The sequence below is a fragment of the Lewinella sp. 4G2 genome, from assembly GCF_001625015.1.
Classification (GTDB): Bacteria; Bacteroidota; Bacteroidia; order Chitinophagales; family Saprospiraceae; genus Neolewinella.
Genome location: NZ_LVWJ02000011.1, coordinates 181007 through 200499, shown reverse-complemented (window position 1 = coordinate 200499; position 19493 = coordinate 181007). Strand labels below are relative to the sequence as shown.

The 19493-nt window shown below is 55.7% G+C and carries 19 protein-coding genes; 6 read left to right on the top strand and 13 right to left on the bottom strand.

Features of this window, described 5'->3' with window-relative positions; genetic code table 11:
* Positions 1-40 precede the first annotated feature (40 nt).
* On the top strand, positions 41-406 hold the full coding sequence (locus A3850_RS00870) for a DUF1801 domain-containing protein (protein ID WP_197493959.1): 366 nt from the start codon (positions 41-43) through the stop codon (positions 404-406).
* 179 nt (positions 407-585) lie between these two features.
* On the opposite strand, the gene A3850_RS00865 is transcribed toward A3850_RS00870, so the two are convergent.
* From A3850_RS00865 to A3850_RS00855, 3 genes are all read right to left on the bottom strand, one after another.
* Entirely contained in the window at positions 586-900 is a 315-nt protein-coding gene (locus A3850_RS00865; RefSeq protein WP_068212983.1) for a hypothetical protein, read from the bottom strand.
* Positions 901-903: 3 nt separating this feature from the next.
* Positions 904-1425 carry a hypothetical protein gene (locus A3850_RS00860; protein WP_068212980.1) on the bottom strand — a complete coding sequence of 174 codons (522 nt, stop codon included), beginning with the start codon at positions 1423-1425 and terminating at the stop codon, positions 904-906.
* Between the two features lie 173 nt (positions 1426-1598).
* Positions 1599-2285, bottom strand: a complete 687-nt coding sequence (locus tag A3850_RS00855) for a hypothetical protein (protein WP_068212977.1) — start codon at positions 2283-2285, stop codon at positions 1599-1601.
* 92 nt (positions 2286-2377) lie between these two features.
* Between A3850_RS00855 and alr the strand changes: the two genes are divergently transcribed.
* On the top strand, positions 2378-4756 hold the full coding sequence (gene alr, locus A3850_RS00850; RefSeq protein ID WP_068212974.1) for an alanine racemase: 2379 nt from the start codon (positions 2378-2380) through the stop codon (positions 4754-4756).
* Between the two features lie 3 nt (positions 4757-4759).
* Here alr and A3850_RS00845 read toward each other — a convergent pair whose 3' ends face one another.
* A complete protein-coding gene (locus tag A3850_RS00845; protein ID WP_068212971.1) occupies positions 4760-5362 on the bottom strand; it encodes a Uma2 family endonuclease in 603 nt (200 codons plus the stop codon).
* 159 nt (positions 5363-5521) lie between these two features.
* Here A3850_RS00845 and A3850_RS00840 point away from each other — a divergent pair, with 159 nt between their 5' ends.
* Positions 5522-6205 (top strand): hypothetical protein, encoded by a 684-nt coding sequence (locus A3850_RS00840; RefSeq protein ID WP_068212968.1) that lies wholly within the window; start codon positions 5522-5524, stop codon positions 6203-6205.
* Position 6206: 1 nt separating this feature from the next.
* Here A3850_RS00840 and A3850_RS00835 read toward each other — a convergent pair whose 3' ends face one another.
* Positions 6207-6869 carry a uroporphyrinogen-III synthase gene (locus tag A3850_RS00835; RefSeq protein WP_068212964.1) on the bottom strand — a complete coding sequence of 221 codons (663 nt, stop codon included), beginning with the start codon at positions 6867-6869 and terminating at the stop codon, positions 6207-6209.
* A gap of 168 nt (positions 6870-7037) precedes the next feature.
* On the opposite strand from A3850_RS00835, the gene A3850_RS00830 reads away from it, so the two are divergent.
* The 3 genes from A3850_RS00830 (at position 7038) to A3850_RS00820 (ending at position 9715) form a co-directional block, all read left to right on the top strand.
* Positions 7038-8135 carry a VWA domain-containing protein gene (locus A3850_RS00830; RefSeq protein ID WP_068212961.1) on the top strand — a complete coding sequence of 366 codons (1098 nt, stop codon included), beginning with the start codon at positions 7038-7040 and terminating at the stop codon, positions 8133-8135.
* Positions 8135-8569: a hypothetical protein gene (locus A3850_RS00825; RefSeq protein WP_068212958.1), complete on the top strand. Its 435-nt coding sequence runs from the start codon at positions 8135-8137 to the stop codon at positions 8567-8569. Before A3850_RS00830 ends, A3850_RS00825 begins: the two co-directional genes overlap by 1 nt.
* A 309-nt stretch (positions 8570-8878) precedes the next feature.
* Positions 8879-9715, top strand: coding sequence for a histone deacetylase (locus A3850_RS00820; RefSeq protein WP_082921553.1), 837 nt, complete (start codon positions 8879-8881; stop codon positions 9713-9715).
* Between the two features lie 82 nt (positions 9716-9797).
* Here A3850_RS00820 and A3850_RS00815 read toward each other — a convergent pair whose 3' ends face one another.
* From A3850_RS00815 to A3850_RS00780, 8 genes are all read right to left on the bottom strand, one after another.
* A complete protein-coding gene (locus tag A3850_RS00815) occupies positions 9798-10358 on the bottom strand; it encodes a hypothetical protein (RefSeq protein ID WP_068212940.1) in 561 nt (186 codons plus the stop codon).
* A gap of 125 nt (positions 10359-10483) precedes the next feature.
* On the bottom strand, positions 10484-10960 hold the full coding sequence (locus A3850_RS00810; protein WP_068212937.1) for a sterol desaturase family protein: 477 nt from the start codon (positions 10958-10960) through the stop codon (positions 10484-10486).
* Positions 10961-11172: 212 nt separating this feature from the next.
* Positions 11173-13731 (bottom strand): M14 family metallopeptidase, encoded by a 2559-nt coding sequence (locus A3850_RS00805; protein ID WP_231915264.1) that lies wholly within the window; start codon positions 13729-13731, stop codon positions 11173-11175.
* A gap of 104 nt (positions 13732-13835) precedes the next feature.
* Positions 13836-14291: a fasciclin domain-containing protein gene (locus tag A3850_RS00800; protein WP_068212932.1), complete on the bottom strand. Its 456-nt coding sequence runs from the start codon at positions 14289-14291 to the stop codon at positions 13836-13838.
* 292 nt (positions 14292-14583) lie between these two features.
* Positions 14584-15606 (bottom strand): IS110 family transposase, encoded by a 1023-nt coding sequence (locus A3850_RS00795; protein ID WP_068212929.1) that lies wholly within the window; start codon positions 15604-15606, stop codon positions 14584-14586.
* Positions 15607-16013: 407 nt separating this feature from the next.
* Positions 16014-16967 carry a hydroxypyruvate isomerase family protein gene (locus A3850_RS00790; protein ID WP_068212926.1) on the bottom strand — a complete coding sequence of 318 codons (954 nt, stop codon included), beginning with the start codon at positions 16965-16967 and terminating at the stop codon, positions 16014-16016.
* A 25-nt stretch (positions 16968-16992) separates the two neighbouring features.
* Entirely contained in the window at positions 16993-17889 is an 897-nt protein-coding gene (locus tag A3850_RS00785; protein WP_068212923.1) for an alpha/beta hydrolase, read from the bottom strand.
* 60 nt (positions 17890-17949) lie between these two features.
* Positions 17950-19308 (bottom strand): peptidoglycan DD-metalloendopeptidase family protein, encoded by a 1359-nt coding sequence (locus A3850_RS00780; RefSeq protein WP_157500794.1) that lies wholly within the window; start codon positions 19306-19308, stop codon positions 17950-17952.
* Positions 19309-19493: the final 185 nt, after the last annotated feature.

The window sequence follows — 19493 nt, the reverse complement described above, 5'->3', positions numbered from 1 at the left end:
CCGCCACCAATCTCGTCCGGAGGACGGGAACAGAATGCTCATGTTAGACCAAGACCAAGTACTCGACGAATTCTACCAGCGCCTGCCCGAAAACCAGCAGGTGATTGCGCTCGTCCTGCGGGAACTCATCCACGAAACACTGCCGGAGGTGAAGGAGAAAATCTCCTGGGGTTCTCCCTTCTTCAACGGTAAACGCAACATCTGCTACCTCTGGGTGCCGAGTAAGAAGAACCCCAATAACGCGGGTGAGCTTGGGATTTGTTTTAACTACGCCCCCGACATTGAGCACGGCGGCTACCTGGACATGGCGGACCGCACTCGGTACGGCTGCCATTACTTTAATTCGGCGGAGGAGATTGACGTGGAGGCTTTGCGGGATATTTTACTGAAGGCTTGGGCGCGGTAGTGGAGCCCCGACCTCTGGTCGGGGTAGGTTAAGGGCTGAAAGCGAGCTAAATATGCTGTAGTGCTTTTCGAGATAGTTGGAAGCAATTGCTCAATCCTAAAATTGGAGATTGTTGAATTCCCAATGACGTCGAAAACCCCGACCGGAGGTCGGGGCTCCAGATTGGAGTTCCAATGAACCTACCCAAAATTAGCCTTGATATCCACCAACATCCGGCCATTCTCCGTGCGGTAGTGCAGCTTATCTACGTTGAGTTTCTTCAAGAAGATCTTTGGGTCTATTTCAGCGTCTTCCGCCTGGGCGGCCGCTTGCGTGCCAGCGGCTTCGGTGGTTCCCTTGGCGGTCGTTTCCTGGCCCGCAGCCTTCAGTTTAGCGAGGGCTTCCATAATACCCAGGTTAATCAACTCGTCGCTGAGGGCGATGGTGCCTTCGATGGCGGTGCCTTCTAGCCCGCTGAATTCGGTCTCCATCAAGTGTTTCTGTACGGGGTGCATGGTTTAGGCTTTCAGGTTGAAGAGGAAAATAATTTGATCGTCACCGCCCCGGACTTCCAGGTGCTGGATGAGGGGGACGAGCTGTTGGTAACCAGCGTTGGTTAGCATGGCCGGGACGTGGATGCGCAGGTGGCTGGAAGTGAATTCGATGCCCTTCGGCAACTTCTTTTCAATGGTGCTCTGCATTAGGCGGATGACGGGCTTATCCATAAACTTGAAACCTTCCGTGATCTCCAGGTGCAACCAAGGTTGGTCCGGAAACTTGACGGCGGGGCCGGGCTTAAACGTCAGCCGGCGTTTGATGCTGCCTACGACCGGTGCGGCCGCTTCCAAGTGAAGGTGGATCAAATTACCCGGATCAGAATCCATGTACAGGTCCTTCACCGGCGTATCCGGCGGCCGGGCGTCGAGCACTTCGTTTATGAGGGCGCGGCCCAGTGGGAGACGAAGCCAAACGTCGGTGCCTTTAAGGTGCATCTGCGGGTCGTCTAAAACGGCCTGGATGGGGGCGGGGGGTGTTGCCATACGGTATCGAACGCTGGGGTTTGGTTGATGTTTGGGGGTGGTGTTGAAATCATTTTATCGAAAACCCGGAGCGCGCCTTTGGCGAACACCGGGCTACAAAGTTTACCCCTCCGGGGCAAGGCAAGCTACGTGCTTGCTTCGCAAGCTCGTGACGGGTTGCCGGCGGTATATTATTAATTGTCTCCGTTCAAGCTATTAAAAAACAAATACACCAATAGCGCGGATTCACCAGCGTAGTCACCCGGCCGCAGTAACGCCTGGTAATTAGCCATCACCGTTTCGTCCTTCGTCAGGAAGCTACGTAGCGTCTTTAGCAATTTGACGTAGCGCCCAAAATCCGCGGCTTCCGGGATAGCTTTGGCGCCGAGTTTCGTGCAGACGGATTGTAGCAATTCGGTAGAGTAGGGCGCGTAAATTTCCGGGTACTGGCCCATGAGGTAGAGGGAAGCCATGGCGTAATCATCGCGGTGGTAGTGGTCCGGTGTCCGGTCTTTGGGGTGGGCGTCCCGGTAGCGGTTCCAGAGTTCGTTGATGAAGAATTCGAAGCGGCCGACGCGCCCGTCCACGTCCCGGTCCTCGCTGAAGAGGTCGCGAAAAGCATCGCGGGCGAACTCGGTTTGGGTTCGGAGAATGGCCAGCATGGCGGTCTTCGGGTCGTAGCCCCCGCGGCGGTAGTGGCGGCGGTTGGTTTTGCTGTCGAGCGCCAGATCGTACACCTCGGCGAGGTTTTTGGCTTCCACGTTGAAGTGGTCCTGCCAGTTTTGCTGGGTCTCAAAGAGCGGCAGGTACTGCTCGGCGGCTTCAGTGGTCAGCCACTCGCTGAAATGGTCTACGGCGGCGTTGATCTTCGGTACTTGCATTTACAGTCTGTAGTCTACAGTCTGTAGTCCAAGGCCACCACTAGCGTGATCAAGGACTACGGGCTTGGCGCAAATTACGGTAAGTTTGCGGGGTGGAAGCGAACTACCATCCCGATAATCTTGCCGAGCTCTACGCGTGTTACGCGGGCTTCGATTTGGTCGTCGATTCCCGGCGGGTTACGCGCCCGAAGCAGACGCTTTTCTTCGCACTGCCCGGCCGCAAGACCCACGGCGTTTCCTTCGTCGAAGACTTAGGTAAGGCGGGTGTCGAGCATTTCGTTATCCCAATTTCCCACAAGAATGAGGCGCTGCCGCAGGTGCTAAATATGGACGGAGCGCACCGGGTGACGTTCGCCACGGACCCCGTGGAAGTCCTCCAAGCCCTCGCCGCTCACCACCGGGCCCAGTTCGACATCCCGGTCGTGGGGATCACCGGCAGTAACGGAAAAACCATCGTCAAGGATTGGCTGTCCCAGATACTGAGCAAACAGTTCAAGGTATGTGCCAGCCCCAGGTCGTACAATTCCCAGATTGGCGTCCCCCTCTCCGTGTGGCAGTTGCGGCCGGAGCACGAGGTGGCCGTCTTCGAAGCGGGCGTTAGCGCAACGGGGGAGATGGGAAAGCTGGCGCGGATCATCCAACCCACGCTGGGGGTATTCACTCATTTTGGCGCGGCCCACGACGACGGATTCGCCAACCGGGAAGAAAAATTGCGGGAGAAACTTAGCTTGTTTTCCGCGACCCAATTCGTCGTCGTTAACGAAGCCCACCGGGAGGTACGCAAGGCGCTGAAGGGTAGTAACCTGGAATTGGTGCACCAAGGCAACGGCCTGGACCAATTGGTCATCGATGGCCGAGAGTTGGACATCGCCCTGCCTAAGTTGCCACGGATCTACCGGGAGAACGCTTACTCCGCCCTTACGGCCGCCTATTGGTTAGGAATGGAGCCGGAAGCCTTACGGAACGCCTCCAGCAAATTACTCCCCCTGAAGAACCGGCTCGAGCAGACCGCGGGATTGCACGGCGGGCCCGTCATTAATGATAGTTATTCCAATGATTTGGACGCGTTGGCAGCGGCCCTCCAATTTGCTGCAAATCAGGGTTCTAGTGGGAAAGTGCAACTCATTTTAGGAAGTTTGCAACCGTATCACTTGCCCACTTCCCCCGGCACCCGCGGCAGCGCCCTGATGAACTTGCTGGAAGAATACGTGGATACGCTGATGTTGGTGGGGGACGAGCACGAGGCAGGAATTCGGGATCGCGCGACCGCTACTTTTCCAACCACGGAGGCGCTGCTGAATGGTTTGGATGAGCTCGCTTTCAACAGCCTGCCGATCCTGGTGAAGGGCGCCAGCCATCAGCAACTCGGGCGCGTCGCCAAAGCCCTCAGCCGCCACCAGCACCGGACGAATCTGCGCATCGATCTCGGCGCGATCCAGCACAATTTCCGGACCTACCAGCAACGGGTAGATGCAAAAATGATCGTGATGGTCAAAGCCTCCGCTTACGGTGGTGGTAGTTTACCAATCGCCCGCGCCGTGGCGGAAGCTGGTGCCGACTACCTCGCCGTGGCCTACACCGACGAGGGCAGAGAACTGAGGCGAGGCGGCGTGCAACTCCCCATCATGGTCCTCAACCCGGAACGCGAAGAATTTGCCGAAATGCTGGATTTTGACCTGGAGCCCGTTGTAGCATCCGTAAACGATTTACGCCATGCTGGTGAACTGGGCCTACCCGTTCACTGGGAGTTGGATACGGGCATGGCGCGCCTGGGGATGCCGCTGGAAAAGGCCGCCGACAGTATTCGTTTCGCACCAAAAATGCCCGTGGTGAATTCCATCTTTACCCACCTCGTGGCGAGTGAAGCAACGGAACACGACCATTTTACGCGCGAGCAGTTTGCGGGTTTCCAGCGGGAGGCCAGACGTATTACCTCGGCGTTGGGTTACACTCCACTACTGCACGTACTAAACTCAAACGGTATCGCCCGCTGGCCGAAGTTGCAGTTGGATGCCGTCCGCCTCGGCATCGGTCTGTACGGGATTGGCGATGCGACCCTGGCTACGGAACTACAGCCGGCCCTCCGCCTCACGACGCGCGTGGCCCTGCTGCGTAACTACCCGGCCGGAACGACTATTGGCTACAATCGCCGTGGCATCCTTAAGCGCGATAGCCTGATTGCCACTCTCAGCATCGGCTACGCCGACGGTCTGCCGCGCTTGGCGGGGGAGGGTGAATTTTCCGTTTTGATCAATGGCCAAGCAGCCCCCACGGTTGGTGCCGTCTGTATGGACATGACGATGGTGGACGTGACGGACCACGACCCGCACCTACTGCGGGAAGGGATCGAGGCGGTCATCTTTGGTCCGGAGCATCCGGTTGAATTACTGGCAGCGGCAGCCCGGACGATTCCGTACGAGATATTGACGGGGATTGGGCAGCGGGTGCACCGGATTTACGTGCGGGAGTAGCGTTTATTCTTCTGTTTGCACCGCAAACTCCACCTGCCGATAAAAGACAGCAAGTTGTACCTCCAATTCCACGCTGCGCAACTCCAGTGTAGCCTCGAGGCCCTCAAAATCCTCACGGACGAAAAGCGCGTCTTTCTCGCGCCGCCGGTAAAGCGTTGCGACCATTTGTGTTTGATCGAGGATCAGATATTCCAGCACGGAAGGCAGGCGGCTGTAGTAGCGAAACTTGACGCCACGATCGTAGCTGTCCGAGTTTTCGGAGGTCACTTCGATGACCAACTGGGGGTTGGTGATGGCGCCGGCAACGCTGTCTGATTCCTTTACCTCCTCACAAACGACTAACATGTCAGGATACACGTAGTGGCCTTTAGAACTCACCTCAATCTTCAAATCAGACGCATGCGTTTCACACGGCAGGCCTTTAGCGCGAGTGTTTTCCTCCAGTGCGTAAAAAGCATTCCCACTGATGAGACTGTGTGCACGCGTCCCACCCGCCATCGCAAATACTTCCCCGAGATGATATTCGTAGCGTTCGCCGGTGGATTTTTCCAGGGCTAACCACTCGTCGATACTTAGGTGTTGCTTGGCTATTGGTGGTCGTCCCATAGGATGGATTTGCCGGAAGATAAGGGCTCTTATTTACCCTAGTAACGGCTTTAATAGGTATTTCGTCGATTTCAAATCTACCTTCATCGTAAGAGGTAGTAGTAACAGAACAAGCCTCCCTAAATTAGCCTTCAAACAAGCACACCACAATACCACCCTATGGAAGCCGTACTACGCGCCAAAAATTACGTCATCGGAGGCCTGCTTCTCCTACCTACACTATACGGCTACTTTGTATCCGCTAAGGTCAATAACGCCGTGCTGAGTTTGCAGGAGGAGGATAGTGAGGTGATTCAGGACTTCTTTACGGACTTCTCCGCAGCCACACCCTACTTGATTGGGTTTGCCGCACTTACCCTGCTTGGAATGATTGTCTACTACGTGTGGGCTTGGTCCGTCGCCAACCGATTCTCTACGGAACTGCCGCTGGGAACGAACCTAAAACTAAGCTCCGTCAGATCTTCCCTCATTGGCCAATTCATCGCCACGATTACTTTGTACGGAGGTGTAGGTTATTTCTTGATGAGCTTTATTGGTACAATAGCGGGACTGGAAGAGGGCGGTTCACCCAGCGAAGAATATATCAAAAATTTGCTCTACCTGCTACCTGTCCTGGTAATCGGAGGCCTCATTGCCTTCGCCGCCCAGGTCTACACCGCTTACTGGATCGGTAAGGCGCTTAAATCAGTAGAATTAGGGCGCCCCGCGAAAGGTGGGGAAGTCGCCGGCTACGCCATCCTCACTTACCTGCTGGTTATTGGCGCCTGGATCCTTCAACCCAAGATCAACAGCTTCGTCGAAACTGGCGAGATGGAGCCGGGGGGGAGTGATAATGTCTGGTAGGTTAGCCCTTCAGCGTTTCCAATAACTTTATGATTCCTTCCTCCGAAGGACTCGCCGCAATGTGATGATTTATACGTAGTGCAGCGAGTTCGCCGCCGGTGCTTGGCCCGATGGCTACTACCGTAGCCTTCTCCGGTAAAGTGTGCGTTTGTAAGTAGGTACGCGCATTCAGCGGGCTGGTAAAGACGTAAATGTCGGCAATGACTTGGGGTACTTCCGCGACGGGGACGTTGTCGTAGCAAACGGCATCCATCACTTGAAATTCTGGCGGTAACGCAGTCTGTACGCTCAGCCGCGATTGCCGAGCTCGGGGGAAGAAAACTCGTCCAGATTCAAAGTGGTGAATAAACTGATTCGTGACCGCGGCCGGGCTGCCCGTGCCGGTAAAATTCACTGTAATTCCGTGTTCCGTCAGAGCCGTCGCCGTACCCTTCCCCAGAGCGGCAACGGCTGGATTAGAGGTTACATCCCGCAACCCTCCCACTCCAAACTCCACGGCACGGGGGCTGTAGAAAAACCAGATATCTGCATCCTTCGGCGGATCGTAGGGTAGGGGAGAGAAGGTGAGGAGCGATCGATCGGTAAGTGCCCATCCTTGTGCTTTGGCAAATGCCCGCAGTGGACTTTCCGGTGCAAGATTTCGGGAGATGAACAGATGTCGCATGAGCGGACAAGATAGTTAGGGCGCTGACAATAGCGCTGGCTACAATCTAACAGTGAAGCGAGCGATTCGGCTGAAACCTCCAACACTTACGGATTGAGACCTTGCCCGACATACTCACCTTCAACTATCCCGGCCTCCCGTCGTTTGCCCATATACAAGTAACTATCTATGCTAGGCTGGCGCTTTAGAAACTATTTACCGGGGGAGGGCGACGAAACGGATTTCGAAAAACTCCTCAAACTCTTCCAGGAATTGCTGACGCATACCTCCGGCAATGTCCAGGAAGCACTGCAGTGGTTAACCCAGCTCGACCGGCAGTACGAACTGACGAACGACGATTACTCCCTCGGCGATTTCATTCAGGAGCTCATCGATAAGAACTTCATCAAGCCGGGTGACGGGCCGGGAGCTCCGCCGTTCGTGCCTACTGCCAAGATGGAAGGAGAGATTCGCCAAAAGGCACTGAAGGATATTTTTGGGGATATCAAGAAGTCGAAGCGTGGCAACCACTCCACCCGTTTCTCCGGCCGGGGTGACGAGCGGACGAGCGAGCGACGGCCCTTCGAATTCGGTGACGCATTGGACAAGCTGGCCGTATCCGAATCCCTCCGCAACGCCCAGATCAACCACGGTATTGGCGAGTTTCAACTGACTCAAAACGACTTGGAGGTCTACGAAACCCACTACCAAGCACAGATGTCGACGGTACTTATGATCGACATCAGCCACTCGATGATCCTCTACGGTGAGGACCGCATCACGCCGGCCAAGAAGGTCGCCATGGCGCTTTCCGAATACATCACCACCCGCTTCCCCAAGGATACGCTGGACATCATCGTTTTCGGTAACGACGCCTGGGAGATTGAGGTGAAGGACCTACCGTACCTCCAGGTTGGCCCCTACCATACCAATACCGTAGCCGGGCTAGAATTGGCCATGGACATCCTACGCCGCCGTCGCAATCCCAACAAGCAGATCTTCATGATCACGGACGGGAAACCCACCTGCATCAAACGGGGGAAACGCTACATTAAAAATTCTGCCGGCCTCGACCGCACCATCGTCAACCGAACCCTGAACCTAGCTGGCAGATTGCGCAAGCTCTCCATCCCGGTTACCACGTTCATGATCGCCAAGGACCCGTGGCTCGTCCGCTTCGTCGAGAAATTTACCGAGACAAACGGTGGCAAAGCCTATTTCTCCGGCTTGCAAGGCCTCGGCGATTTTATCTTCCGTGACTATAAGGACAACAAAAAGAAGCGCTGATGAAGACTTACCGTACTTCCTCATTCCTACTACTCCTCCTTGCCACATTGTGGTGCGGTACGCTTTCCGCCCAAGTGTCGGGTCGTAATATATCCACCTTCGGCCAGGAAGTCCCCCCTTTTCTGCGGGAAAAGCCTGCCTCCCGGACCTACGAGGTGCAAGGCAAAAAGGTGACTATCCCTTCCTTTCAACTGAAGGGATTCACCTTCCCCCCAAGTTTCGTGGACCGCGAAGATTTCATCTTTGGCTGGCCCAATAATCTACCTGTACTCAACGGTCTCCGCGGGCAACAATTCTCGTACACACAGACGCTCCCCCACCTAGCTTTCTTCTGCCGCCTTGAGATCAATGAGTCGATGAATTACGTCATCCCCGCCAAGTTCCGCCTCGGCGGCCACTCCCACTGGCAGGATAACTTGTTGCGGGACCGGTAGCACCAAAGCACCATAAATTTCTTCGACGCAAGAAGCTATATAGAGAGCAATTGTCATTTTACCCCTCTTCTTTATCCTCTTTGCCGTCCTATACTTCTTTGCGAAACAGAGCCATAATAATTTCCTCAGGTGATTCAGCAGAAAAGTGAATAGCCGATCCCCACCGCACCTTTCTTCTTATCCCTCTTTATCTCCTTAAACTTCTTTGCGAAAACAAGTACACAAAGTACCAAGCCCTCCTCGCCATCCGTGAAAATCGCCTTCTCCCCAACCTACCGCTACCAGCTCCCCGAGAAGCACCGTTTCCCCATGGCAAAGTATTCCCTACTCCCGGAGCAATTGCTGTACGAGGGCACGATCACCCAAGCAAATTTCTTCGCCCCCGAACCCCTACCCGAGGACGCCATCCTCCGCACCCACACGGCAGAATACTGGCATAAACTGAAGACGAACACCCTCTCCAAAAAGGAGATCCGCGCCATCGGATTCCCCATGCGTCCGGACCTGATCGCCCGGGGTCGCGTCATCGCACAGGGAACATTAGACTGCGCCCGGTTTGCGTTTCAGGACGGCGTCGCCTTAAACATCGCTGGCGGCACCCACCACAGTTTTGCCGACCGCGGGGAAGGGTTCTGCGTCTATAACGATATCGCCATCGCGGCTAATGAGTTGCTCCATACTGGAGAGATCCAGCGAGCAATCGTCGTGGACCTGGACGTCCACCAGGGTAACGGGACGGCCAGCATCTTCGCGGGGGATGACCGAGTCTTTACCCTCAGCTTCCACGGCGCCAAAAACTACCCGACCCGCAAAATGACCTCCGACCTGGACGTGGGCTTCCCGGACGGCACGGAAGACAAAGCCTACCTGGATAAACTGGAAGAAATCTTGCCTTCCCTGCTCGACCGGGTGAGGCCGGACATAGTCTTCTACCTCAGCGGTGTCGACATCCTGGCCACCGACAAATTGGGGCGCTTAGCCTGTACCATCCAGGGCTGCAAACAGCGTGATCGTTTCGTTTTCGAACAGTGTCAAAAGCGGGGCCTCCCAGTAGCCGTCAGTATGGGCGGCGGCTATTCCGAACGCTTAGCTACCATCATTGAAGCCCACGCCAATACTTACCGGATGGCAGCGGAGGTATATTGAAAGTAAGCCAGGTAAATTCTTGGCTGGATCTCTGCCATCAGAGGAACCATTACGGTGGCTAAGTCAAGTCACCATTTAAAAATCAAGTCAGGTACAGCACCACGGCCGCAATCACCAACAGGGCAACCACTACGAGCCACCAGGGCATCGCATTATTCCGGTATTTCGTGACGAGTTTTGTCAGCGCCTCGTTGTACTTCAGCCGGGTACCAATGTGTTCCACGGCGTAGAAAATGTACTTATTATCGAAGTTGCGCTCGTTGCCGTGGCGGACGAGGATCAGGAAATCATTATCCATAAAGGCCAACTCAAACAGGAAGCTGTTGCGGTGGATGGCCTCCCCGATGATGATGCGGTTCGGATCGGTGATCTTAAAGCTCAAAGAATCCATTTCCCCGTCGTTGGAGACCATGATCTCTCCCGTCCGACTAAAGGTGTGCAACTTCACTACGGTATCTCCCGGGTTGTCGGTCATCCGAACCCAGTTGCGGGAAAAGAGAGGACTGTCCTCATCGTCGAGGTGAGGCTCACTGAAGGGGCGAATGGCGGGAAGAATCTCATCGATCATCTCCCGCATCGTTTCCCGCTCCTCCAACTCAATGTTGAAGGGCTGGGCAATCTTGTCTAGTAAACGATCATCCACGGAAATGGAAGATTTTGGAGGTTTGGCTATTCAGTAAGTCGGCTTCCAACTATGCAAGGTAGACGCCGTAGTAGCCCAAGGTAAGCATTACTGTCCCTAAACCACTTTGATTCAGGTATATAAGATCACTTGTCCCAGTCCTTGCGCTTGCCGTAGTATTTGTTATCAACCACTAGAAGACCAAAACTCTCGGCTCCGTCCTTTTCCGTTACGGCGTGGTGGTGCCCATGCGCCCGCAAAATGGCTCGGGAATACTTGTTATCGAGGTGCTTAAACCACTTGAAACGGCGGTGGATGTAGACGTCGTGAATCAGAAAGTAGATCAGGCCGTAAATACTGATGCCAATCCCCACAAAGGTCAGCCACATGTACCCTGGCCAACTCAGGCCGATCATGTAAGACAAAGCACTGGGCACCGCAAAAATGATGAAGAAGGAATCATTCTTCTCAAAGAATCCATCGTCCTCGTGGTCGTGCTTGTGGTGGTCTTCGTGCAGGAACCACAGCGCGCCGTGCATCAGGTACTTGTGCGCCGCCCAGGCCGTGAACTCCATCGCGGCGATAGTGAGGAGGGTAATGCCAACGTAAAGCAGTGCAATCATGGACACAAAAACGACGTAGTGATAGTAATGTTGAGAAAGCCGGCGGGTGATTGGTCAGCTGTCTGTCCGAATTATGGCTTAACGAGGAGTGAGCTAGGCAACCAGTACCATATTACGATTTGTGAGTATCCCCCCAACCCAGTAAAGGGGGGGGCTTGTGATTTTAAGGGTATTGGGACGAGCGCCCTTTTAAGCCCTCTTCTGTAAATAAGCTATTCCGTCGCCCGCCCGGAGATGGTGTGTCCGAACATGATTGCGTTCATGAACAGCCGGTTGGTACCGTACCAAAAGGCCCGGAAATTGGGGTTGTCCGCAAAACTAATGACGCGGCCGCCCCGGTAACCACTCACCACGATACCGGCCGTGCCAGCTAACTCTTCCTCAAAACCGCGCGGAGAGTAACCACTCAGCAAAGCATTATCCCCAAAGGTGAGGGGAGAGGCATAGTAGTTGTTGGGCAGATCAAATAACAAAGTACTACGCTTGAATACAGGTATATCTGCCCGCTGCATGCCGAATAATAAGGGGTGGCTCAGATCTCCTTCCGCTTCGAAAATGGCACCTCCCAGCACCTTGCCGCCGCCATCGCGGGCGTAGCGTGAGTAGGGTCGGCGACTTTCATCGTCCTTATCTGGATTGGGCGCGTTGCGCACCGCAGCTTTCGAGATGCCGGCGGATTTTGCCCAGTAGGCCGCCCGCTTCAGCGTGATCAGCACCCGGTCCGAACCCATCCACTCTTTAAGGGCGTCAGTGCCGGCGCTCCCAAGGTCACCGTAGTTGCCGTCCACCATGATGATGGTGTTGTAGCGGTCCAGGTCGGTTCGGCCAACGCGGTCCATCGGTAGTTTGGTGACGGGGATGTTGAAGCGTTGGTCCAACAAGTGCCAGGCGTCAGCCACCTCCAGGCTGGCCGTGCCGCCCTCCACGATGATGGCGACCTCCGGCTTCCTGAGGGTCTGGTAAGCGGAGCGGCTACCCAGCATCAGTCCCTTACTTACGCGTCCACCGGCTAGGGGGACGAAGGGGATGCCAACTTCCCTTTCCACGCGCTGAATGATTGCGTAAATCTCTTCCGGTGTCTGCTCCTGGTTGTTTTCTACCGGGACGATGATGGACCCAGGTCCGTAATCTTCCCCTTCCACGCTAAAGGATTTGTCGCTGACTTTGACGATCAATTCCTCATCTAAAAGCTGGTAGAGTGCCTTGGCGGAATAGTAGTCATCCCACGGCAGCAGGTAGGCGTATTTCGCCCTGACTGTCCCTTGCAATTCATTCGCAATCGTGGTGCCACCCGTCGGCATCCAATCGCCTCCACGCGGTAGGCCACCCGACACCTTTCGGTAGGGTAGGTTGAAGGCGTAGGGAAGCACGAAGGTCGATACGTCGTAAAAGAGGCTGTCCTCAAACTCCGTAATCGGTTCAAAGAAGGCGCGGGAGGCCGGCGTTTCGTAAACGAATATCTCCTTCACGTCACGTCCGTCCCCGTTTTGCTTGGCGGGAATATCGTGGATGCGGAGCAAGTCCATCAGCTCCCGGGCGCGGCCCTGGTCACCGTCGGTATCGACGAGGTAGCCGGTGCTGCCGGCGTAGGCTTCCTGTAGGAATTCCCGTTGGTAGGTCAGCAAATCATTGCGCAGTTCGCCGAAGGCCGTCAGGGTGCTCAGCGCAGTCGTGACCTGGTTTCGCACCGTGAAGGGAAAACTCAGCAAACCATTATCCGTCTCCTGCAGGTGGCCGCGGGAGCTGGCCTGCTCAAAGAGAATTCCCACACATCCATTGATGTCCGGGTAAGTTGATCCTTTACCGTAATAGAAGTCATCGTAACCTTCCCCGGAGTAGTAAAGAGAACCAATTTCATCCAGCGCGGCGGCGTGGAATTGGCCGATTTTGTAAGTCAGGTCCTGGTTCACTTTTGGCGTCATCGGGTGCACCCGCGTTGGTTCTCCGGGCATGAAGAAAAAAGTCGCATCCTTCCCCATCTCGTGGTGGTCAGTCAGTACGTTCGGCCGCCATTCGTGGAACTGTTTGATCCGGGCGCGGCTTTCGGGGTGTTGCACGGGCAACCAGTCGCGGTTGAGGTCGAACCAGTAGTGGTTAGTCCGCCCGCGGGGGTAGGCCTCGTTGTATTCTCGGTCGGCCCCGTCGGCGGTCATCGTCTTGTTTTTGTGGCTGTTCACCCAGCTGGCGAAGCGGTTAAAACCGTCCGGATTGTAGCAGGGGTCGAAGAGTACGATGTTGTCATCCAGCACCTTTGCTACGGCCGAATAAGGCGCGGCGGCCAGGTAGTAGGCTACCAACGGCGCGGCATTTCCCCCGCTCGGTTCGTTGCCGTGGATACTGAAGCCCTGGTACAGTACAGCGGGCACGTTATTGATGGCGCTCTCCTTCACGCCACTTCCCCGCGAGCTCCAGAAGTAGTGTTGCTCGCGCATATCCTCTAGCCGCCCCTGGTTTTCCGGGCTGGTTACGATGAGGTTCAGCAGGGGACGGTCTTCGTAGCTGCGGCCAATTTCTTCGAGCGTCATCCGGTCGCTCTGGCTGGCCAGCAAACGCATGTACGCCTGCTGCAGATCGTGGCTAATGTGCCAGTCCCCAATCTGCCATCCCAGAAATTCCTCCGGCGTGGTGATGTTTGGATTGTAGTCCAGATCCGGCAGGTAGTAGGTCAGTTCTTTCGGCGTCTCCGAGTTCGTCGTCTGCGCAAATAGTTGGGCGCTGACGCAGGTGCAAAGCAATAGGAAAAGCGAGGTAAGGGTGACAATTGGTCTCACGTGGGGGCTGAATTTTTGGGAAGATAACCCCAAAATAAAAATCCCCCGGCCACCATAAAGGCGCCGGGGGACGGGTTTTGCATCGGGTTCGGTCAGGGGCTCGATTATTCACCACCCTCCTCCTGCATGGGAGGTGGTGGTAATACGGTATCGATCAGGTAGATCGTCCCGTTCGTACAATCAATGGTGCGGGTGACGGAAGCGCCGGCCGCCTCGATTTTCTCGGAGGCCATTTCGCCACCGCCGTCCTCGGCACCGCTCAGAAGGTGGAACTGAAGGAGGGAACGTAGGGCATCCACGTTGTCCGGAGCCATCAAGCCCGCAACGGTGCTTTCGGGCAACTTCTCGAAGGCATCATTGGTCGGTGCTAGCAAGATGAAGGTGCCGTCCGTACTCAACGCATCGGTTAACTCGGCCGCGTTGAGGGCGGAAAGCAAGGTACTCGTACTGGCATCGGCGGCGAGCGCATCAGCCATGTTGGTGGGGGATTCTTCCTGGGCGTGCAAACCCGCGGAAGCAAAGCCGGTAAAGACCAGCAGTAAAACAAATAAGGAATTCATGTCGGTTGGTTTATGACGATGAAACCGGGGCGTAGTTCAAAAGGGGCAGGTCTCGCGAAGACCCTCGAAGTGCAATTCGAGGCTTAAACGTGGACCCCCACCGGGTGTTGCGCTTCGTATCAGTAGCGAGCGTTAAAATCCGGGATTTAACTTATGTGGGAAATACTCATGCGTTATTTCTGTCGCTTATCTCTGACTTAGGAATCACCTTTGATAATGTCTGCTCGATTAAGACCGGGCGCTTGGCGGTCAAGCCCGGGCGCTTGGCGGTCAGGACCGGGCGCTTGGATTGCTATGACGTTTGCAAGTTTTTGGCGAACTTTTCTACATAAAGTTCATCCTTTCTTAGACAAGCACAGGCAGTCTCTAAAATGATGTTTGATACAGCGTTAATCGCTGAGTTGTGATGCTTGCCTTCGGCGATCTTGCGGCGGTAATAGTGGCCGATACGGTTGTCGCTATTAACATGACGTAGCATGCCCATATACAGACTGGCTTTGCAAGCTTTGTCGACGTTTTTACGCGTTCGAGGCTTCTCGTTTAGTCGCTTTCCAGATTGCCTCTGATGAGGTGCAATGCCTAGATAGGAAGCTATCCTGCGGTGGTCAAAGCCACGAGCAAATAGGTTTGTCTTTAGCATTAGTTTGAGAGCCGTCACCGGACCGATGCCAGGCAGTGAAGTCAAAACTTCATTCATGCGTTTACAGCGGGCGTCCTGCCGGATGAGTTTAGCTACTTTAGCTTCAATAGCTTTTATAGCTTGAGTGATTCGGTTGAGCACATCCTCCGTATCGGCGTAGTAGTCATCCGTGGGGCGTAAGTCGGTCGGTACGTAGCGGCGTTCTTCACCGATAGCATTAGCCAGTTGGTTCTTAGCTTTAAGTAGTCGGCCGCGCTGTTGGTTGAGCGACTTGAGGTTGATGACGATTTTAGCGTCGGCGACAAAGGCTTGATAATCAGTATGGTTTCGAAGTCCATAACGAGCAATACGCATGGCGTCCAGGCGATCCGTTTTGCTGTTTACTCGCCCGCTACTCTGTTTGATTTGGAAGGCATCTTCTAGCCAAACGGCTACGCCCGCCAGGTGGAGTTCATAAGCCACGCCAATGCTGTATACGCCCGTGTTTTCGATGCACACTAACACGCCGTCGACGGGACAATCTACCGTCTGGCAGAGTTGGCTGAACCAAGCTTGTACATTGAGCCCGGCCAATTGAACTTCGTCAAAGCAAATCTCGGTTTCTTGACGATCCATGAGGTGGTAATCGAACTTGCCGGCGGCGGCGTCGATACCCATGATGAAAGAATACTTCATATCTTCGAACACTGTTTATCGCAGTTGATCTGAATACTGTCGATGTCCCTTCTCCTTTATTATGCTAGTAATATGGACTGCTATTTGGGCTTGTCGTCAGTAGAATTCACCGGGGGTGCTTAATCCAAGCTTAGCCTTCCAAGACGTAGGGTTGGAGAACCCAATAGCGTGCCCCCGGTGATTCAGATTCATCTACTGGATGAAACCACCCCAAGGGTGGCCGACTTAAGATAAGATAGCCTGACCGGACCGGGCCAAGGGTGGCGGTCCGGTCAGGCTAACTTATCAGCTTTGGGGTGAAAATTAAGTTCGTGCAAGTCTAAAGGAGAACCATTGACCTTACTTGCTGCGCTGCGTAAGACCAAAGGCTGCTCCAAGACTTTAACGATGACTTAAAATGATAACATTTAACCCAGTACGTCCACCTCTCGATAGGCCTGGATGACGCGGGCTTCCCCTTCCTTACCGTCCATACTATTCCCGTGCTCCATCCCGTAAATACCGGTGAAGCCCTTGGAGTGGATGTGAGCCAGGACGTTCCGGTAATTGATCTCCCCTGTGGTCGGTTCCTTCCGGCCGGGGTTATCCCCGATCTGGAAGTAGGCAATCTCATCCCAACTGGCATCGATGTTGGGGATAAGGTTGCCCTCGTGGATTTGCTGGTGGTAAATGTCAAAAAGGATCTTGCAGCTGGGGCTATCCACCGCTTTACAGAGGGCGTAGGCCTGCGCAGCTTTGGTCAGCATCAAACTGGGGTGGTCCCGATAATTGAGGGGTTCCAGGACCATCACGATGCCGTGGGGCTCCAAAATGCCCGCCGCCTGCTTGAGGGACTCCATTACGTTGGCAAATTGGTACATGGGTTCCTGACGGTGGTCCAGGACGCCGGGGACGACCGTGGCCCAGGTGGCGTTGCAACGCTTGGCGACCTCCACGGAATTGCGGATATCTACCAAAAATTTATCGCGGTGTTCACCCGCCCCCAGCGTCAGGGTGGGAGATTGCCAATCGATGGTATTGGCGACGAATACGCCCATCCGCATTCCCTTCTGCTCCAGGAGTTCCCCCATTTGCTGTTGCAGTGCGGGCGTTCTCCCTGGCATGCCGTTGTCTTCCCACGCGGTGAAACCCTGGTCCGCGGCGTAGCGGATCTGGTCCAGGACGTCCGTGCCGGCCGTGGCTTTGAAGGTGCCGGCGTGGGGCGCGAAGGCGAGGTTGAAAGGTGTTGCGCTCGGTCCCGTTCCCACTTCCCCGGCACCTGCGGCAGCGCCCTGGTTACTGGCAGTTGACTTCGCCGTGGCGCAGGAAGTAGCGGCGAAGGGGAGGGCAGCGGAGAGTTGGAGAGCTTTGCGTCGGTTCATACCCGGAAGGTAAGAACCCGCCCGATTACCTAGCGACCATGCGCCGGAAAAAGCCGTACCAGACTTCCTCGTAGTCCTCCCCTCCCTTGTGCCAGAGATCGGCGTGGTCTCCGTTGGCGACGAGGTAAAGGTCCTTATCCGCCGAGCCAAGGGCGCTGAACAGCAGGTGGGCGTGGCTGACGTTTATGTTCGAATCCGCATCCCCGTGGATGAGCTGAACCGGCTGGGTGATGTCGACGGCAGCGTCGACGGGGCGGATCGCGAAAGGTTTGAAGTCACCCACCCGACCGGCCCGCCGCAGCACCCGGTCAGTGAGCCAGCGCGGAAGCTCGTAGCCGCTCAGGCGAGTGCCGTAAGCCTGGGTGATTTCGGGCAGGTTCGTAAAGGTGCTCTCAATGAGTCCAAACTGGAGGCGCTTTTCGAAGGCCAGGCTCTGCAGCGCAACGGCCCCGCCCATGGAATTTCCGTAAATACCCGTCGGGAGATCCGGTGCCTTATTTTCTAACCAATCAATGCCCCGACAGACGTCCACCTTCTCCTTGGCACCGTAAGTGACGTAGGTGCCGCCGCTCTTACCGTGTGCGCGTTGGTCCCACAGAAGTACGTTGTAGCCTAGTTCGCAGAGCCGCGGCAGGGTGCCGAGGTAGACCTCCTTGCACGAACCGATACCGTGCAACATGATGAGATTGGCCCGGGCCGGAACGGTAGCCGGAACGAAGATGGCATCTAGCTCAATGGTATCGGAGGAGGACTGGAGCCGAAAGTGCTCAAAATCCAACCCAACGCTGTCCGGCAACGAATTATTGACGACCCGCCGTGGTTTCAGGATGGCGTAGGGGAGGACGTGATCGACCACGACGTAGGCGGCTACGCATCCGAGGACAAATAAGGATAGCAGGAAATAGAGCAAGGCGCGGAGCATGTGAATTTACCGCCGCTACTTGGGGCGGCTGAGAGTGTAACGGGCCGATCGCCTTTTTGCTTACTTGGCGTCTCCGATACCCTTCATTTCCTCCATCCGTTGCAACCCGTCGATGATTTGCTGCTGGGTATCCTGGTGGGGATTGCCGACGGCGTTGAGTTGCTCGAGGTAAGCGTCCCGCTGCTCGATAAAGCCGGGCATAAGGGTATCCGGCATCGTTTTGGCGGGGGGGAAGCGGAGCTTGGTGTGGTCCACCTGCCGGCCCTTTTCCCAGAACCGAAAGCAAACGTGGGGGCCAGTCGCCAAACCCGTGGAACCAACGTAACCGATGGTCTCCCCCTGGCGGACGCGGGTACCGACGCGCTGGCCGTCCTCAAACTTCTGCATGTGGAGGTACTGGGTCGTGTAGGTCTCGTTGTGCTTGATCTTGACGAAATTACCGTTGCCACCACGGCGGCCGCGTTCGATGATTACGCCATCGGCAACGCTCATGATGGGGGTGCCGCGGGGAGCGGCGTAGTCCGTACCCAGGTGGGGCTTCACCCGTTTGAGCACGGGGTGGAAACGCGTTCGATTAAATGCGCTGGACATCCGGCTGAAGCGGAGTGGCGACTTCAGGAAGGTGGACTTCATCGGTTCACCGTTCAGGCCGAAGTAGCCGGATTGGGTAGTGTCCGCGCTTTCGTACCAGAAAGCATAGATATCTTCTCCGTTGCTGCTGTAGCGGGCGGCTTTGACCATGCCGGGGGCGGCTTCTACCTCACCTTCCACGAGTTTCTTTTCGTAGACGAGCTGGAATGCATCGTCGGGTTGGACGTGGTAAAAGTCGACGGACCACTGCAGGGCATCCTCCATTCGGTCGGTCAGGGCGATGCTCATGCCGGCGCCGGTCATGGCGTTCCAGAGGTTGCTTTCGATGGTGCCGCCGGCGGAGACGATCTCCGTTTCGACGGGGAGTTTTACGCGCTCGTCGCCACCTTGGCCCTGGAGATCAAGCTTTACGAATTCGTAAATGCTCGGCTGGTAAATCAGGTAGTCGGGGCCTTCCGTTTTGGGATTGTTCAGCACGGTGTAGGCGCGGCCGGCGCGGAGGTTCCGGACGTCCAACAAACCATTAAAGGTATTGGCGTACTCGAAGCTTTGTTGGCCGGTGAGCCCCTGATCGGAAAGCAGGTCGGACAGGGTTTGCCCGTTCTGGATCGTGTCGATCCGGACGTCAAATGTATCCAGGGCCACGCCGTAGCGGAGGTTGGGCTTGACCATCGGGAAGGCCGCTTCGGTGAGGGCCGGTGCCGGTGGTGGGGTGGCCATCGCGGTAAGGCTGGCGACCACGATGCCCGCCACGAGGGCGAGGCAGAGGGCAGAAAGGGCGACCAATTTTGGCCAGCCGTGCTTTCCGATTATCGGTGATGAATTCACGTAGAGAGGTTGTTGATAAGGCGCGGCCGGGGCTGAACGAGTGGCAGGGTCATTACCACATTAATTCGCTAGCCGGATTCCGACGCTTCGCAAATATAATAAGGCGACGGGTCTCGCAGGCGGGGTAGCGCTTTCCTTAACACGGATGTGACGGAGTAGGCGCGATTCAAACCCAGCTAGAGGTA

Bases quoted from the DNA above. Each gene is read 5' to 3' on its own strand.
- A3850_RS00870 (WP_197493959.1), top strand. From the start codon at position 41: ATGTTAGACCAAGACCAAGTACTCGACGAATTCTACCAGCGCCTGCCC.
- A3850_RS00865 (WP_068212983.1), bottom strand. From the start codon at position 900: ATGCACCCCGTACAGAAACACTTGATGGAGACCGAATTCAGCGGGCTA.
- A3850_RS00860 (WP_068212980.1), bottom strand. From the start codon at position 1,425: ATGGCAACACCCCCCGCCCCCATCCAGGCCGTTTTAGACGACCCGCAG.
- A3850_RS00855 (WP_068212977.1), bottom strand. From the start codon at position 2,285: ATGCAAGTACCGAAGATCAACGCCGCCGTAGACCATTTCAGCGAGTGG.
- A3850_RS00845 (WP_068212971.1), bottom strand. From the start codon at position 5,362: ATGGGACGACCACCAATAGCCAAGCAACACCTAAGTATCGACGAGTGG.
- A3850_RS00840 (WP_068212968.1), top strand. From the start codon at position 5,522: ATGGAAGCCGTACTACGCGCCAAAAATTACGTCATCGGAGGCCTGCTT.
- A3850_RS00835 (WP_068212964.1), bottom strand. From the start codon at position 6,869: ATGCGACATCTGTTCATCTCCCGAAATCTTGCACCGGAAAGTCCACTG.
- A3850_RS00830 (WP_068212961.1), top strand. From the start codon at position 7,038: ATGCTAGGCTGGCGCTTTAGAAACTATTTACCGGGGGAGGGCGACGAA.
- A3850_RS00825 (WP_068212958.1), top strand. From the start codon at position 8,135: ATGAAGACTTACCGTACTTCCTCATTCCTACTACTCCTCCTTGCCACA.
- A3850_RS00820 (WP_082921553.1), top strand. From the start codon at position 8,879: ATGGCAAAGTATTCCCTACTCCCGGAGCAATTGCTGTACGAGGGCACG.
- A3850_RS00810 (WP_068212937.1), bottom strand. From the start codon at position 10,960: ATGATTGCACTGCTTTACGTTGGCATTACCCTCCTCACTATCGCCGCG.
- A3850_RS00800 (WP_068212932.1), bottom strand. From the start codon at position 14,291: ATGAATTCCTTATTTGTTTTACTGCTGGTCTTTACCGGCTTTGCTTCC.
- A3850_RS00795 (WP_068212929.1), bottom strand. From the start codon at position 15,606: ATGAAGTATTCTTTCATCATGGGTATCGACGCCGCCGCCGGCAAGTTC.
- A3850_RS00790 (WP_068212926.1), bottom strand. From the start codon at position 16,967: ATGAACCGACGCAAAGCTCTCCAACTCTCCGCTGCCCTCCCCTTCGCC.
- A3850_RS00785 (WP_068212923.1), bottom strand. From the start codon at position 17,889: ATGCTCCGCGCCTTGCTCTATTTCCTGCTATCCTTATTTGTCCTCGGA.